Source organism: Streptomyces sp. NPDC057486, from assembly GCF_042802415.1.
GTDB lineage: Bacteria > Actinomycetota > Actinomycetes > Streptomycetales > Streptomycetaceae > Streptomyces > Streptomyces yanii.
The window spans coordinates 42,399-55,590 of record NZ_JBHVEE010000013.1; the positions used below are offsets into that span (position 1 = coordinate 42,399).

Consider the following 13,192-nt stretch of genomic DNA (forward strand, 5'->3'; position numbering starts at 1 on the left):
CGGACTGGTCCTGGCCTCCGGATCATCGACCGCGCAATGACCGGCCGCCGCCGTTGCGACCGCTGCGGCACCTCGCCGCGCTGTCCCCACGTCCGAATGCGCCCAGTATGAGGCCCCTCCGCCTTGCGATGCACCGCGTCTGACGGTTGTCGACGGCTGATCCGCCTTCCCACACCCCCCACCCAACTTCCGTTTCCCGCATTCGACTTTCGGCGCCCTACTGTCTTCCGCCACCCGTGCGGCACCCGTACGGTAGGGCGCGCGAGACGCTCGGCCGTACATCGGACAACGCATTCCGGTCAGCGGACCAGAGGGGGTCACGGGTGTCGGGGGAATCGGGTTCGGTGCTGTTGCGCGACGCCGTAGGGCTGCGCGAAGTTCTTTTCCAGAGCATTACGGCGATGGCGCCCGCCGCGGCCATCGCCGCATCCATCCCGTCGGGAGCCGCGTTCGCCGGCGGCAGTCTGCCGCTGTCCGTGCTGGTGGCGCTGGTTGCCTGTCTGTTCACCGCGTCGTGCGTCGCGGAGCTGGCCCGCCATCTGCCCGCGGCCGGTTCGGTCGCCACATACTCCGCGCAGGGCCTGCATCCGGCCGTCGGCTTCCTCGTCGGCTGGGGCTATGTCTTCGTCGAGGCGCTGGTGCCCGCGCTGCTGTTGCTGCAGCTCGGCTTCACGACGGCGGGCACGCTGCACCAGGAGTGGTCGTCCTACCCGGCGGACCTGTGGTGGCCGTGGTCGCTGCTGGGCGCAGTGATCATCGCACTCGCCGGCTACTTCGGGGTACGGGCGTCCGCCCGATTCGGCACCGTCCTCGGCATCTTCGAAGTGCTGGTGTTCGTCGCATTCGCGGTGCTGCTGATCGGGCAGGCCGGCTCGGACAACACGCTGTCGGTGTTCGGTACGTCGCACACCGCGGACGGCTTCGACGGAATCAGCGGCATCTTTGCCGGATCGGTCTACACCGTGCTGGCGTTCGCGGGCTTCGAGGCGGCGGCGCCGCTCGCCGAGGAGACGAAGAACCCGCGGCGCACCATGCGACGGGCGGTGCTCGGCGCCGCGCTGTCGATCGGGCTGGTGTACGTCCTCACCACGTACGCCATGTCCGTGTACTTCGGGCCCGACCGGTTCGCCGGGTTCGGCGCCTCGGGGGTGGCGTCATGGGAAGGCGTGGCGCGGGCCTCGTTCGGGCTGTTCTGGGTCCTTCTCTTCCTCGCCGTCGTCAACTCGACCGTGGCCAATGCCAATGCGTGCGCGAACGTGTCGACGCGCACCGCCTTCGCCCTCGGCCGAATCGGCGTGTTCCCGCACGCGTTCGCGCGGCTTCATCCGCGCCGTCGCTCGCCGGTCACCGGTGTGGCCGTGCAGTTCGTGATCGCGGTCGGCGCGGCGCTGGGGCTCGGCTTCGGCTATGACCCGGTGACCGCGTTCGTCCTCCTGGCGACCGTCATCGTCACCGTGATCACCGGCGTGTACATCGTCGTCAACCTGGCCTGCGCCGGGTACTTCCTGCGCCGGCGTCGCGAGGCGTTCAATCCCGTACTTCATCTTCTCTTCCCGGTACTGGGCATCGCGGCGTTCGTACCGGCGCTGCTGACGGCCGCCGGAATCCCGGCCTTCGACTTCGTCTCGGAGCTCAGCGCCCCCGTTTCGTACGCGGGGCCGGTCGTCGGTATCTGGATGCTCATCGGCGTCGTTGTACTGGTGGTGCTGGTGCGCAGACACCCGGAGCGGGTGGCCCAGACCGGACGGATCCACCTGGACGAGGCCCCGGAGGCCGTCGTCGACATCGGGACAGGAGCAGAACAGCGATGAGCGACCCGCGGATCCTGACCGTGCGCCCCAGGGAGGGCGAGTACGCATGGACCTTCGGCGGTGCGGCGCCGGTGGCCCGGATCGAGCCCGGCACCTTCCTCGACGTGTACACGGAGGACTGCTTCGTGGGCCGGGTGCGCTCCGAGAAGGACCTGGTCTCCGCGGTCTGCGAGTTCCCGTTCCTCAACCCGCAGACCGGTCCCTTCCATGTGGTCGGGGCGGAGCAGGGCGACACCGTCGCGGTGCACTTCGTGTCGATCGAACCGGCCAGGGACTGGGCGGCGTCCACGACCGTGCCGCTGTTCGGGGCCCTGACCTCCACCCATACGACAGCGTCGTTGCAGGCCCCGCTGCCGGAGGTGGTGTGGATGTGGCAGTTGGACCGGGCCCGCCGCACCTGCCTGTTCAACGCCCGGGACAGCGACATCCAGGTGGAGCTGCCGATGGATCCGATGCACGGCACCGTGGGGGTGGCTCCCGCCAATCTGGAGGTGCGATCCGCGCTGGTTCCCGACGCGCACGGCGGGAACATGGACACGCCCGAGATGCGGGCCGGGGTCACCTGCTATCTGGGCGTCAATGTCGAGGGCGCGCTGCTGAGTCTGGGCGACGGACACGCCCGCCAGGGCGAGGGCGAGACCTGCGGGGTCGCGGTGGAGTGCGCGATGAACACCGTGGTCCTGGTCGAGTTGCTCAAGGGAGTGGCGACGCCGTGGCCGCGAATCGAGTCGGACACCCATATCGTCTCGACCGGTTCCGCCCGCCCTCTCGAAGATGCCTTCCGCATCTCGCAGTTGGACCTGGTGCAGTGGCTGGCACGCGACTACGGGCTTTCCGAGCTCGACGCGTACCAACTGGTCAGCCAGGCCGGTGAAGCGCCGCTGGCGAACGTCTGCGACACCAACTACACCTGCGTGGCGAAGATTCGCAAGGACTGGCTACCCGCGGGCGATCCTCATCGTGGACTGCATCGGCACCTCCGCGAGACCGCCGCCCTGCTCCCCACCCCCTGACCCCGCACCCCGTACACCGTATCCCCCCTTCCCCCCCACAGGAGCGTTGATGCACCGCAGATGGATTCTCCAGGGCGCCGCGGCGACCGCCGCGGCGGCACTGCTGCCCGCTTCCACCCGCGCCGCGGCTTCAGCTGCAGCGGGCAGCACCGACTACCCGCTCGCGCACTGGACGCCCGCGTCCACGTCGAACTACACGGCATCCAACCGCCCTTCGGCCTATCCGGTGCAGTACGTGATCATCCATGTCACGCAGGAGACGTTCTCGGACACGGTCGGCATCTTCCAGAATCCGGCTAAGCAGGTCTCCGCGCACTATGTGGTGCGTTCGGGGGACGGGTACGTCGCGCAGTGCGTACGGGAGCAGAACATCGCCTGGCATGCGGGCAACTGGGACTACAACACCCGCAGCGTCGGCATCGAGCACGAGGGCTGGGTCGACCAGCCGTCGTACTTCACCAACGCCCTGTACGAGCAGTCGGCTCTGCTGACCGCATCGGTGTGCGACCGCTACGGCATCCCCAAGGACCGCGCACACATCCTCGGCCACGCCCAGGTCCCGGGCACCGATCACACCGACCCCGGCCCCAACTGGGACTGGGTGCGCTACATCCGCCTCGTCAACCTCTACAGCACCGGCTGACCCGCTGCGGGTCCGATGACTCCCGCACCGAGGTTGTCGCAGAGCCCGGCTGCGACGACGATGGGGATGCACGGAGTCCCCCGGACGGGAGAGTGAGTTGACGGACCCCTGGGTGGCGCTGACAGCCGACACCGACCCCGGCGAACGGCTCGGCGAAATGCGCCACGCACACGAGGTGTTCACCACCGCCGGACGGCTGGAACGACCGGTACGTTCCGTGGTCGGCGAGTCGTGGCGGCGCTCCGCGAGGGCCCGGGTCAGCCCGGACGGCGCGGCCCTGGTCGAGCTGGGCCCGGACGAACTCGGACCGTACCGGGAGGGACACCCCCTCGCCCGCGCCATGCCGGTGATCCGTGAGCTGATGGGTGCGTACGCGACGGACGGCGAACACCTTCTTGCGGTGTGCGACGCGCACGGCCGACTGCTCTGGGTCGAGGGGCACGCGACGACCCGCCGACGCGCCGACCGGATGAACTTCGTGGAGGGTGCCCGCTGGTCCGAGTCCGTGGCCGGGACGAATGCTCCGGGGACGGCGATCGCCGTGGACCGTCCGGTCCAGGTGTTCGCCGCCGAGCACTTCCTGCGTCCGGTCCAGCAGTGGACGTGCGCCGCGGCGCCGCTGCACGACCCGCACACGGGACGGGTGCTCGGCGCCGTCGACATCACCGGCGGCAATCGGCTCGCCCATCCGCACAGCCTGGCATTCGTCCAGGCAGTGGCACGCGCCGCCGAGTCCCAGCTCGCCCTGCTCGCGCCTGAACCAGCCGGGGAGTCCCTACAGTTGAGCGCGCTCGGCCGGGACGAAGCGCTGCTCGTCGCGGGCGGCCGCAAGATCCGGCTCAGCAGGCGGCACAGCGAGATCCTGGTGGCACTCGCACGTCACCCGGAGGGCCTCGGAGGCGACGAACTGCTGGTCGAGCTGTACGAGGACGAGACGGTGACCCCGGTGACGCTGCGGGCCGAACTCTCCCGGCTGCGCCGGCTGCTCGGCCCCGAACTGCTGCTTTCCCGCCCCTACCGGTTCGCCGCTCCGGTCGACGCCGACTTCGACGGCGTGGCGCGCAGACTGGCGTCCGGTGCGTTGGCGGCGGCGCTCAGCGCGTACGCGGGCCCGCTGCTGCCGGGCTCGCAGGCACCGTCCGTCGTCCGGCTGCGACGCCGTCTCGACGATCAGCTGCGGGCCTCGCTGATCGCGCGCGGCGACCCGGGGCTGCTGGCGGACTGGGCGTACAGTCCCTGGGGCGAGGACGACCTGCCCGTGTGGCAGGCGCTCGCCGCGGCGGCACCTCCCGGGCAGCGACCGGCGCTGCTGGCACGGGCCCGGACGCTCGACGCCGAACAGCGCTGACGCCTCTTCCGTCCGGCGCAACGAGGTTGCAACGTTCCCGTCCCTAGCCTCGCGCCGAGGGCCGCCCAACGGCGGGCGGCACCGGATCCGGGAGGCCACAGAGATGACCCGTTACGCTGCGCCGGGCACCGAGGACGCCATCGTCTCGTACGAGTCCCGCTACGACCACTGGATCGGCGGCGCGTACGTCCCGCCGGCCCTCGGCCAGTACTTCGAGAACCCGAGCCCCGTCAACGGGCGCCCGTTCACCGAGGTCGCCCGCGGCACCGCCCAGGACGTCGAACGCGCCCTGGACGCGGCCCACGCCGCCGCCCCCGCCTGGGGCGCCACCGCGGCCGGTGAGCGCGCCTCCGTCCTCAACCGGATCGCGGACCGGATGGAGGCGCACCTCGAGGAGCTGGCGGTCGCCGAGAGCTGGGACAACGGCAAGCCGGTACGGGAGACCCTGGCCGCCGACATCCCGCTCGCGATCGACCACTTCCGTTACTTCGCGGGCGCGTTGCGCGCCCAGGAGGGCTCGCTCAGCGAGATCGACGACGACACCGTCGCGTATCACTTCCACGAGCCGCTCGGCGTGGTCGCCCAGATCATCCCGTGGAACTTCCCGATCCTGATGGCGACGTGGAAACTCGCCCCGGCGCTCGCCGCGGGCAACGCGGTGGTCCTCAAGCCCGCGGAGCAGACACCGGCCTCGATCCATGTGTGGCTGAGCCTGGTCGCCGATCTGCTGCCGCCGGGTGTCGTCAACATCGTCAACGGCTTCGGCGCGGAGGCGGGCAAGCCCCTCGCCTCCAGCCCGCGCGTCGCGAAGATCGCCTTCACCGGCGAGACCACGACGGGGCGGCTGATCATGCAGTACGCCTCCGAGAACATCAAGCCGGTGACGCTGGAACTGGGCGGCAAGTCCCCGAACATCTTCTTCGACGACGTCTGGTCGGCCGACGACGACTTCCGTGACAAGGCTCTCGAAGGGTTCACCATGTTCGCCCTGAACCAGGGCGAGGTCTGCACCTGTCCGTCGCGGGCGCTGATCCAGCGGGGGCACTACAGCGAGTTCCTGGAGGCGGGCATCGCCCGCACCGAGAAGATCGTGACCGGCCACCCGCTGGACACGGACACGATGATCGGCGCTCAGGCCTCCAACGACCAGCTGCAGAAGATCCTTTCGTATCTGGACATCGGCCAGCAGGAGGGTGCGAAGGTTCTGTCGGGCGGACAGCGGATCGAGTACGACGGAGAACTGGCGGGCGGCTACTACGTCCAGCCGACGATCTTCGAGGGCGACAACCGGATGCGGGTCTTCCAGGAGGAGATCTTCGGCCCGGTCGTCGCCGTGACCTCCTTCTCGGACTTCGACGATGCCATCAGGACGGCGAACGACACGCTGTACGGGCTCGGGGCGGGCGTCTGGACTCGGGACATGAACACCGCGTACCGCGCGGGCCGGTCGATCCAGGCGGGCCGGGTCTGGACGAACTGCTACCACGCGTACCCTGCCCACGCCGCCTTCGGCGGCTACAAGCAGTCCGGTATCGGCAGGGAGAACCACAAGATGATGCTGGAGCACTACCAGCAGACCAAGAACCTCTTGGTGTCCTATTCGCCGAAGAAGTTGGGCTTCTTCTAGGGCGTGAGCCTGAAGTCCCGCCGTCCGCCCGAAGGGTGGGCCCGGCGGCGTCCGGTGCGTGCGATCGCAGGGCGGAGGGGCGTCCTCGTACCGGACGTACTCGGGCGGGCCCGACAACGCAGCGAGATGCCGTAGCTGTCGTCGTGCGCCCGCCAGGGATTACGGGACAGCCCTTAGACCCAGAAGAAGGGCGCCTGACCGGGCAAGATGCCCGTCAGGCGCCCTCCGCAGCGCACGGCCGAGTGGTAGGGCGAAAGCACGCGGTCGGGATCGACTTCGTCAGCGACTTCCGGTCCCGTCCAGCGAAGGCCGTTCAGCGGGTTCCGAGCGAAGCACCCGCGTTCGACAGCTACTCCGAGTACCTCGTTGCCCGCAGCCTTCTTTCGGTTCACGGTCTTCGCGGCAGCGGCCGTCCCGTCGACCCGCCGGCACACGCGTCGAGCCCTCGCCGCCGGCCCGTGGTGCCGCCCGGCTCACCCCCCGCGAGTTGCGCGGACAACGCGACGGGACACTGCTCGCGCGGCTCACCTCCGACGTGGAGGCCGTCGCGGGTCTGCCCGCGAACGTCGGCGCACCGCTCGCGGCGGCGGTCACCATCACGTGCCTGATCCAGATCCTGCTGCTGTGGGCGATGCCGCTCCCGGGCGTGGCCGAGCTGGTCGTCCGGGCGGCCGGGCTGGTCCGCGCCCGGCGGGCCCACTGCCGCGCGCGAGCCCATCTGCGCACCGCCGCCGAGGCCAGGGCCGCGCTCCGCACCGTACTGCTCGGCAGCCGGGCCGCCGGGTTGGCGTCCGCACCCAACGTGATGGACATTGATTTCATGGACATATGGGGCAAATGCGACGACATGCTTGTGCATCAGGACGAGCCCTACAATGCCGAAACGCCTCCTGGCGCTCTCGCTGCCCAGATCACCTCCCTGGACGCCTTCTACGGCCGCAACCACGCGCCGATCCCCCGCATCGACTCCGCGAGCTGGCGGCTACGGGTGGAAGGACTGGTCGATCGCCCCCTGGAGTTGTCGATGGACGATCTGCGCCACTTCACCGAGCGGACAGTGGTGGCGACGCTGCAGTGCGCAGGAAACCGCCGCGCCGATCTCATCGAGGTCCGAGACATACCCGGCCAGGTCCCCTGGGGTCCAGGAGCCATCTCCACTGCGAAATGGACCGGGGCGAGCCTGGCAGATGTACTGGCCGAGGCCGGAGCGCAGCCGGAAGCGGCCCACATCGCCTTCACCGGCGCCGATATGTCACAACAGGCCGCCCCACCCCAACCCTTCGGCGGCTCCATACCGGTGGCCAAGGCGACCTCCAGCGAGGTGCTTCTGGCCTGGGCCATGAACGATCAGGAACTACCCGCCGCGCACGGCGCTCCCCTGCGCGTGATCGTTCCGGGCTGGATCGGCGCCCGCAGCGTCAAATGGCTCCAACGCATCAGCGCGGAGGCCGAACCGACCGACAACTACTTCCAAGCCGAGTACAGCGTCCTGCCCCCCGAAGCCGACCCCGAGGCCGTTGGACCGGGCGACGGCATCACCCTCGGCCCGGTCGCGATCCACTGCGCCATCCTACGGCCCGGCAAGAACGACCACCTGCCCTCTGGACCGACCGAGGTCAGCGGGTTCGCCTTCGCCGGGGACGACCGAACCGTGGCACGCGTGGATGTCTCCGTCGACCACGGCAGCACCTGGACCCGCACGGATCTCGACCCCCCGGAGAATCCCTGGACCTGGCAGCACTGGCGCGCCGTGGTCACCCTGCCCCCCGGCGAGGCCGAGCTCATCGCACGCGCCTGGGACTCCACCGCGGCCGTGCAGGCCGAATCCCCGGCGACCGTCTGGAATCCCAGGGGATACGCCAACAACGCCGCGGCGCACCTGCACATCACATGCCGTCCCTGACCGAACGCTTTGGCAGAACCGCAGGGCCCCGTCGCCACTGCCTCATGTCAGAGTGCTACTGCTATCGATCTCCACGAACGCATCGCGCACTCGGCCGGATGAGCACTGGTCCCTCGCCGAGGAAAGCGAACGCAGCCAGACCTTCGCCGGCCCCGGCCGCCGCAAGCCGAGCGGTAACCGGCCGGGCTACCGCAAGGTCCGGGAAAGAATCCAGCGTTCGGCGCCGACGCTGACATCACCGCGTGGCGACACAGCCTCGGCCTACGAGAGAGAGCGCTCAGCGGGTGTGCATGTCCAAGGCGTCGATGATCTCGCGCCAGAGTTCGCGGGGGCGGTCGTGCCCCATTCCTGGAAGCAGCAAGAGCCTCGCTCCGGGGATCAGGTCGGCGGTGCGCTTCCCGCCACTGGGGTCGATCAGCGTGTCATCCAGACCGTGAATCACCAAGGTCGGTACTCGAAGCCTGCGGAGTGCGTCAGCGCGTGAGCCACCGAGGATCATTGCTCCGAGTTGCCGCCCGACTCCGGCCGGGTAGTAAGCGCGGTCGTAACTTTCGGCAGCCAGCTCACGAAGGAGTGCGGCGTTGCCGTAACGCTTGGAAGACCACACCAATTCGTTTTCCGCCGCTGCGATGTACCCCTCGCGATCGGACGGCTTCGGGCTGAAGAGCACTGCTTGGGCCTCGGCGCTCGGCCGGCCGTAGTCGGGCTCACCGGTCGAGGACATCATCGACGTCAGGGTCAGCACTCGCGCCGGCCGGCTGATAGCCATCGTCTGGGCGATCATGCCGCCCATCGAGGACCCGACCACGTGAGCTCGTTCAATTCCGAGCGCGGTGAGCAAACCGAGGCCGTCGTCGGCCATGTCCTGCAGTGTGTAGGGCACCATCGCGAGGGCGGACGAGATATCGCCCGAGCTCACAGCGTTGATGAACCGGCCCATGTCGACGGGGTGATCGTCGAACTTGGTGGACAGCCCGCAGTCGCGGTTGTCGTAGCGGATCACGTAGCGTCCACGTTCTGCGAGTGCGCGACAGAAGTTCTTGTGCCACGCGATCATCTGGGCATTGAAGCCCATCACGAGCAGGACGGCCGGATCGGAGGGATCACCGAAAGTCTCGTACTCGATGGACACTGCGGGCGAGGCTTCAACATTCGGCATGCTGGGAGTGTCCCAGCATCGCCCGTTTGAGCGCACCCGGATTAGCAGCGCTCGGCCTGCCCGTTCCGCAGCGGCCGGTGCAACGCGAGAGGCGCTCCGGTTGGAAACGCTGCCGTCACGAATAGCCGCCGCGCCCCCGGAGGATCCGGGCCACCGACTCCTCGGGATCCACCGTGGTCGCCCGCCTCGGATGGATCTCCAGCGTCTCGTACCGCACCCGGGCCACATGCGCGGCGTGCAGCGCCCGCAGCCCGCCGCTGACGGCGCGTCGGAAGCCGCGACACCCAGTCGCTCCGGAAAGCAGCCGACATCCACCTTCGACACACCCTGGGCGACGCTCCTCACGGGGCAGGCCTCGCCGGTCACAGTACTGGTCAGCACCGGTGACTTCCAGTCAACTTCGTTTGGTTCACCTGCCAATCGGTGCGCTCGGCACCCGCGCACGGGTGGCGCCGGCGCGGAAGATTCCTGTCAACCCATTACCAAGCGTTTACTGAGCAGATACCTTTCTCCTTGCCGGTGCCAGGGGGCGGAGCGATCCGGCCGTCCCTGCGTGCCCCGGAGTACCGCCGTATGTCGTTCGGCCAGTTTCGGCCATTAGGCCTACGTCTCATGGACCGCCGGAAGGAAGCGCTTTGAACGCTCGGAACCGCCGCACCACGGTAGCCGCCGTATCCGTCGCAGGGCTCATAGCGCCGCTGCTGCTGATCGGATCGGGCACCGCCTCCGCCCACAGCGACCCTGCCAAGGAGGCTGCCAAGCTCGCAAAGAAGCTCGTCAAGAAGAGCAACGCCGAGGATGCCTACGAGCATCTGAAGCAGTTCCAGCGGATCGCCGACAAGAACGGGAACACCCGGGTGGCCGGGTCGGAGGGGCACCGGAAGTCGGCCGAGTACGTCGAAGGCCTGTTGAGGAAGGCCGGGTACTCGGTGACCCGGAACGAGTTCGACTACCCGTTCACCGAGACACTGGCGCAGAGTCTGCGGGTGGTGTCGCCGCAGCAGCAGGACGTCCCGGTGATCGCCATGACATACTCCGCCAGCAGCCCGGTCGGCGGCATCACCGCCCCGGTCGCGGTGGTGCCGGTCAACGCCAGCACCGGGTGCGAGCCGGAGGACTACGCCCCCGGGACGTTCACCGGCAAGATCGCGCTGATCAAGCGCGGCGGCTGCACCTTTGCGCAGAAGCAGGAGACCGCCGCCGGTGCGGGCGCCGCCGGCGCGATCATCTACAACAACACCGAGGGCGCGCTCAACGGCACGCTGGGTGACCCGTCCGTCGCCAAGATACCGGCCGGCGGCGTCACGCAGGCGGACGGCGAGGCGCTCGCGGCCAAGGCCGCCGCCGGCGCAGTGACCGTCAACCTGGAGATCCGCACCTTCGCGGAGACCCGACACACCTACAACGTGATCGCCGAGACCAAGGGCGGCGACGCCGACAACGTGGTGATGTTCGGCGCCCACCTGGACTCGGTGGCGGCCGGCCCGGGCATCAATGACAACGGCTCCGGCTCCGCCGGCATTCTCGACGTGGCCCTGAACCTTGCCCACCAGAACGTCAAGAACAAGGTGCGCTTCGCCTGGTGGTCGGCTGAGGAGTTCGGCCTGCTGGGCTCGGAGGCGTACGTCAACAGCCTCTCGGCGGCGGACCGTGCGAAGGTCAAGCTGTACCTGAACTTCGACATGATCGCCTCGCCGAACTACGCCCAGTTCGTCTACGACGGCGACGACTCCGACCAGGTCGGTGCCGGCCCCGGCCCGGAGGGCTCGGCGCAACTGGAGAGGCAGATCACCGACTACCTGGACAGCCGGGGCACCCCGCACGAGGGCACCGACTTCACCGGCCGGTCGGACTACGGGCCGTTCATCGAGGTCGGCATCCCCTCGGGCGGCACCTTCACCGGCGCCGAGGGCATCAAGACGGCCGAGCAGGCAAAGGTGTACGGCGGTAAGGCCGGTGTCGCGTACGACGACTGCTACCACGCCGCTTGCGACACCCTGAAGAACATCAACATGAAGGCGTTCGACGTCAACGTCGACGTCATCGCCAACGCGGTGGGCCAGTACGCCTGGGACACCAGCCTTCTGAGCAAGCCGGTGGCGCCGCAGAACACCAAGGGTTCGGCGGGCAGCGGCGGTGGCCTGCACGAGGGCCACGACCACGAGGTCACCGAGTAACTCCCGTTACACACAGGAGGGGAGGGCCGGACTGTCCGGCCCTCCCCTTCGATGCTGCGGCGGAATGCGCGGTCGCTACGTGTTTCCTAAGGGCTGTCCCGTGATCCCTGGTGGATCACGGGACAGCCCTTAGGCCTGCGTCGCCTGTGTGTTCTCGACTCCCTTGAGGCAACCCTGGCTGACACCGGTCCCGTTCTGGCCCTCGAACAAGGTCAGCGTCCACCTCAACCGGGGCGGCAACCGGACAATCAACCACGCCGAGCAGATCACGACCGGCAAGACCGTCAAGAAGGCGCTTCGCCTGCTCAATCGCCGGATCTCGGACCGCGTCTTGCGCGCCTGCTCGCCGACGGGTCCGCACAGCGCTTTCAGGCCCAACCCGTCACAGAAGTCGTCGAGTTGGCTGCTTCGCATAGAAGCATCAAGGAGACCCGGTGACGGTGCACCCGTTCATTCACCACTGGCCGGCACATGTCGACCGTGTCGCGGTTCAGGCTGTGCCCAGTCCGTTTCTCCGCCAGGGAATGGACGGGATTCCTGTAGCGCCGGACAAGCTCCGAGGCCAGCTTGGCGTCGCGCTCATCCACTTGTTCCGATGCGCAAGGTCCACAAGGTCTTTCAACCCCATGCCCCGCAACGGCTTCGGCATTCATGTGCCGCTGGCGCGGGCCTCTACGGCATGCACGAGGGCGGCGAAACGCCGTGCCAGTTCGGGGGGCCTCGGACAGTCGGTCCAGGAGTTTGCGGGCCTCCCAGCGACCGGCCTCATTGGTGGAACGCCTCGGTCAGTGAGTCAGTCGGGACGTGTACGCCCGCGGATCACAGACGGTGACAGCCCGGTACGCCTCCGCCAGTTCGGGCACGCCGTGGACATCGGGCCCCGGCAATTGCTCGGCGATGGGCCGCAGCTCCCCCTCCACCTCACGGGCACGGAGCAGCCGATGGATGCCGTCCCCGGCGAGTGCAGCGAGAAGGACATATCACCCCACTTTTGGCATAATGGTGCCTGTACCACGAGGGATTCGCCACTTGGCGCCTGAAGGCCCACGGCATGGTCGACAACCCGGTCGAGCTGGGCCTGGACGAGCTGCGCGCACTCCCCCACCGCCAGCAGATCACCCAGCACCATTGCATCCAGGGCTGGTCCGGCATGACCAAGCGGGGCGGCGTGTCCATGGCCACGAACATGGACCTGGTCAAACCCAAGTCCAAGGCCCGCTGGGTGGGCTTCTACTCCCTACTGGGCGGCGGCCCCGACGGAGGCCTGTACATACGACGCCCACCCCACCGAGCAAATGCGCGACCACTTGACGATGCAGGCATGCGACATGAACGACGCCCCGTTGTCGTCCAGGCATGGCGCCCCACTACGACTGTGCAATGAGGTCCGGATCGGCTTCAAACAGGTCAAATGGCCGGCTGGCATCGAATGCGTAGCCCGTTTCTCCGAGGTCGGTGGGGCCACGAATTGCAGATGAAAGGCACCAGCGGACAGGACCAGGAGGAGCGAT

Annotated in this window: 10 protein-coding genes; 9 read left to right on the forward strand and 1 reads right to left on the reverse strand. The window is 68.5% G+C overall.

Features of this window, described 5'->3' with window-relative positions:
* Positions 1 to 323: 323 nt before the first annotated feature.
* The 6 genes from ACFU6I_RS09320 to ACFU6I_RS09345 all read left to right on the forward strand — a co-directional run bounded on the left by ACFU6I_RS09320 (position 324) and on the right by ACFU6I_RS09345 (position 8,345).
* Positions 324 to 1,811, forward strand: coding sequence for an APC family permease (locus ACFU6I_RS09320; RefSeq protein ID WP_384363337.1), 1,488 nt, complete (start codon positions 324 to 326; stop codon positions 1,809 to 1,811).
* Positions 1,808 to 2,824 carry an acetamidase/formamidase family protein gene (locus ACFU6I_RS09325; RefSeq protein ID WP_384363339.1) on the forward strand — a complete coding sequence of 339 codons (1,017 nt, stop codon included), beginning with the start codon at positions 1,808 to 1,810 and terminating at the stop codon, positions 2,822 to 2,824. The genes ACFU6I_RS09320 and ACFU6I_RS09325 overlap by 4 nt, the downstream gene beginning before the upstream one ends.
* A 49-nt stretch (positions 2,825 to 2,873) precedes the next feature.
* Positions 2,874 to 3,467, forward strand: a complete 594-nt coding sequence (locus ACFU6I_RS09330) for an N-acetylmuramoyl-L-alanine amidase (protein ID WP_384363341.1) — start codon at positions 2,874 to 2,876, stop codon at positions 3,465 to 3,467.
* Positions 3,468 to 3,564: 97 nt separating this feature from the next.
* Positions 3,565 to 4,815, forward strand: coding sequence for a GAF domain-containing protein (locus tag ACFU6I_RS09335; RefSeq protein ID WP_384363343.1), 1,251 nt, complete (start codon positions 3,565 to 3,567; stop codon positions 4,813 to 4,815).
* 103 nt (positions 4,816 to 4,918) lie between these two features.
* Positions 4,919 to 6,442: an aldehyde dehydrogenase family protein gene (locus tag ACFU6I_RS09340; RefSeq protein ID WP_384363345.1), complete on the forward strand. Its 1,524-nt coding sequence runs from the start codon at positions 4,919 to 4,921 to the stop codon at positions 6,440 to 6,442.
* A gap of 487 nt (positions 6,443 to 6,929) precedes the next feature.
* On the forward strand, positions 6,930 to 8,345 hold the full coding sequence (locus tag ACFU6I_RS09345) for a sulfite oxidase (protein WP_384363347.1): 1,416 nt from the start codon (positions 6,930 to 6,932) through the stop codon (positions 8,343 to 8,345).
* A gap of 277 nt (positions 8,346 to 8,622) precedes the next feature.
* Here ACFU6I_RS09345 and ACFU6I_RS09350 read toward each other — a convergent pair whose 3' ends face one another.
* Positions 8,623 to 9,504: an alpha/beta fold hydrolase gene (locus ACFU6I_RS09350; RefSeq protein WP_384363349.1), complete on the reverse strand. Its 882-nt coding sequence runs from the start codon at positions 9,502 to 9,504 to the stop codon at positions 8,623 to 8,625.
* 635 nt (positions 9,505 to 10,139) lie between these two features.
* On the opposite strand from ACFU6I_RS09350, the gene ACFU6I_RS09355 reads away from it, so the two are divergent.
* From ACFU6I_RS09355 to ACFU6I_RS09365, 3 genes are all read left to right on the forward strand, one after another.
* Positions 10,140 to 11,681, forward strand: a complete 1,542-nt coding sequence (locus tag ACFU6I_RS09355; protein ID WP_384363351.1) for a M28 family metallopeptidase — start codon at positions 10,140 to 10,142, stop codon at positions 11,679 to 11,681.
* Positions 11,682 to 12,732: 1,051 nt separating this feature from the next.
* Positions 12,733 to 13,065 (forward strand): hypothetical protein, encoded by a 333-nt coding sequence (locus tag ACFU6I_RS09360; protein ID WP_384363353.1) that lies wholly within the window; start codon positions 12,733 to 12,735, stop codon positions 13,063 to 13,065.
* Positions 13,010 to 13,159 carry a molybdopterin-dependent oxidoreductase gene (locus ACFU6I_RS09365; protein WP_384363355.1) on the forward strand — a complete coding sequence of 50 codons (150 nt, stop codon included), beginning with the start codon at positions 13,010 to 13,012 and terminating at the stop codon, positions 13,157 to 13,159. The genes ACFU6I_RS09360 and ACFU6I_RS09365 overlap by 56 nt, the downstream gene beginning before the upstream one ends.
* Positions 13,160 to 13,192 lie beyond the last annotated feature (33 nt).

What these genes read in the sequence shown, in the direction of transcription:
- ACFU6I_RS09350 (WP_384363349.1), bottom strand. Translation starts at nt 9,504, where the DNA reads ATGCCGAATGTTGAAGCCTCGCCCGCAGTGTCCATCGAGTACGAGACT.
- ACFU6I_RS09360 (WP_384363353.1), top strand. Translation starts at nt 12,733, where the DNA reads ATGGTCGACAACCCGGTCGAGCTGGGCCTGGACGAGCTGCGCGCACTC.
- ACFU6I_RS09330 (WP_384363341.1), top strand. Translation starts at nt 2,874, where the DNA reads ATGCACCGCAGATGGATTCTCCAGGGCGCCGCGGCGACCGCCGCGGCG.
- ACFU6I_RS09365 (WP_384363355.1), top strand. Translation starts at nt 13,010, where the DNA reads ATGAACGACGCCCCGTTGTCGTCCAGGCATGGCGCCCCACTACGACTG.
- ACFU6I_RS09340 (WP_384363345.1), top strand. Translation starts at nt 4,919, where the DNA reads ATGACCCGTTACGCTGCGCCGGGCACCGAGGACGCCATCGTCTCGTAC.
- ACFU6I_RS09325 (WP_384363339.1), top strand. Translation starts at nt 1,808, where the DNA reads ATGAGCGACCCGCGGATCCTGACCGTGCGCCCCAGGGAGGGCGAGTAC.